This window comes from Blautia sp. RTP21359st1_E11_RTP21359_211015 (assembly GCF_040910705.1).
Lineage (GTDB): Bacteria > Bacillota > Clostridia > Lachnospirales > Lachnospiraceae > Blautia_A > Blautia_A fusiformis.
Map to the genome: position 1 here is coordinate 1 of NZ_JBDGAB010000116.1, position 1,998 is coordinate 1,998.

General features: G+C 47.9%; 2 protein-coding genes and 1 pseudogene. All 3 read left to right on the forward strand.

Going from position 1 to position 1,998, the window contains the following annotated elements:
- The coding region (locus tag AB5026_RS18870) for an ABC transporter ATP-binding protein (RefSeq protein WP_368214145.1) at positions 1 to 820 on the forward strand (820 nt) is incomplete at its 5' end.
- An 11-nt stretch (positions 821 to 831) separates the two neighbouring features.
- Entirely contained in the window at positions 832 to 1,227 is a 396-nt protein-coding gene (locus tag AB5026_RS18875) for a metal-dependent transcriptional regulator (protein WP_368214146.1), read from the forward strand.
- Positions 1,228 to 1,301: 74 nt separating this feature from the next.
- Positions 1,302 to 1,998, forward strand: a pseudogene (locus tag AB5026_RS18880) (hypothetical protein); the annotation flags it as partial.

Genomic DNA, 1,998 nt, shown 5'->3' on the forward strand with positions numbered 1-1,998 from the left:
GATTTTTCAGCTTATCCACGATGCGCCGGGCCTCGGTTTCAATCCGGCTGTCATGCAAAGCCGTAACGTGGGCTTTGGCTGTCCGTTCTTGGATAGGTCAGCAGCTTCTTTTCATACAGCGTTTGGGCATAGTCAGGTCAGCTTTACCATTACCGAAAAAACGACTACGGCCATTGTCGGCCCTTCCGGGGCAGGAAAGACAACGATGTGCAACCTGATTGCCCGTTTTTGGGATGTGAATGCCGGAAAGATTACCATAGGCGGTACGGATGTACGAGATTTCAAGCTGGACAGCCTGATGAAGAATATCTCGATGGTGTTCCAGAGCGTGTACCTATTTGCAGATACGATTGAGAACAATATCAAGTTTGGCTGCCCGGATGCTACCCATGAACAAGTGGTTGAAGCGGCGAAAAAGGCTTGCTGCCATAACTTTATTTCTGCCCTGCCGGATGGCTATGACACCGTGATTAGCGAGGGAGGCGGTACTTTGTCCGGTGGTGAGAAACAGCGGATTTCCATCGCCCGCGCCATGCTGAAGGACGCACCTATCATCATTTTGGACGAGGCAACAAGCAGCGTTGACCCGGAGAATGAGGATGAATTGCAGCGGGCTATCGAGGCATTGACCCATGACAAGACCATCATCATGATTGCCCACCGTCTGAAAACCGTCCGCAACGCCGATCAGATCCTTGTACTGGACAACGCTCATATCGTCCAGCGCGGCACTCATGCGGAGCTGATCCAGCAAAAGGGCCTGTATGCCGATTTTGTATCGGCCAGACAGGAGGCCATCGGCTGGAAGCTGGCTCAGTAAAGGAGGTTCAGATGAAACTTCATGCGTCCGGGGAGGACTACCTGGAAACTATCCTTGTTCTCCAAAAGAAACTCGGTATGGTGTGCTCCGTAGATGTAGCCCGGCACATGGAGGTGTCAAAACCTAGCGTGTGCAATGCAGTGGCTACCTTGCGGGACGGCGGCTTTCTCACTATGGACGAAGATCATTTTCTCCATCTGACCGATGTAGGCCGCGAGGTTGCCGAAAAAATCTACGAGCGACACTGCTTCTTTACCGAGCAGCTTATCGCCGCAGGCGTTGACCCCAGGACTGCGGAGGCTGACGCCTGCCGGATTGAACACATCATTAGCGATGAGAGTTTTGACCGGCTGAAAGAGGCGGCCGTCCCTTATGCCCTCGACAAAGGAGTGACGACTACACGCTGACACGGCGGCTTTAGAAGGGGACAGCACAGGAAGCAGCCGCAGCGATTGGATTTTCCATTTATAGAACGGAAGAGATGGCAGAACTTATCTCCTATCCTGAGCATGATCGAACCGGAGGATTCAGCTTTGCATCTGTGCTTTTAGACGAGGATGATTTGAGCAAAGTAATGCAAGATAAGAATGTTGTTGACTGTGAGGAAAGAACTTTTGGCAATTATGAAGGTGTATATCTTAAATATAATGACCTGGCAGAGGATGGATCTTTTAATCAAAGGATTTACCTCCTTCGCCCAGATGTATATCGTGTAATTACTGTTTATATCGGTGATGATATTTCAAAAGAGGATGTCATTAAAGTGGTTGAAAACCTTGTAATCACTGAAAATGATACAATGATTGAAACCGCTGGTTTGTATACGTGGAGCGAAATGGTATCCCCTGAAGAATCATCGGGAGAAGCAGTGATGACTTCCATTGCAGATAATAAATTGCTAATGCATCAGATTGGTGAAGTGTTTGATATATCAGCATCTGGTGAAGACAGAGATGGCAACTATATTGAAAATGATAAGATTTCAGTTTGTGTTGATGCTGTTCACGTGGGGGACAATCTGCAGCTGCTTGGTCAGAATAATGTGCCGGAAGAATGGACTGATGCAGTTGGAACTGATGGAAATTTAGAAAATAATACGCTGTCTTATATTAAGTCCGGTAATGGCATTGATTCAGTGGATGAGATTGTAAAAACAGAAAGTGTGAAACAAAAGCTCG

Coding starts and splice junctions, on each gene's coding strand:
- AB5026_RS18875 (WP_368214146.1), top strand. CDS start 832: ATGAAACTTCATGCGTCCGGGGAGGACTACCTGGAAACTATCCTTGTT.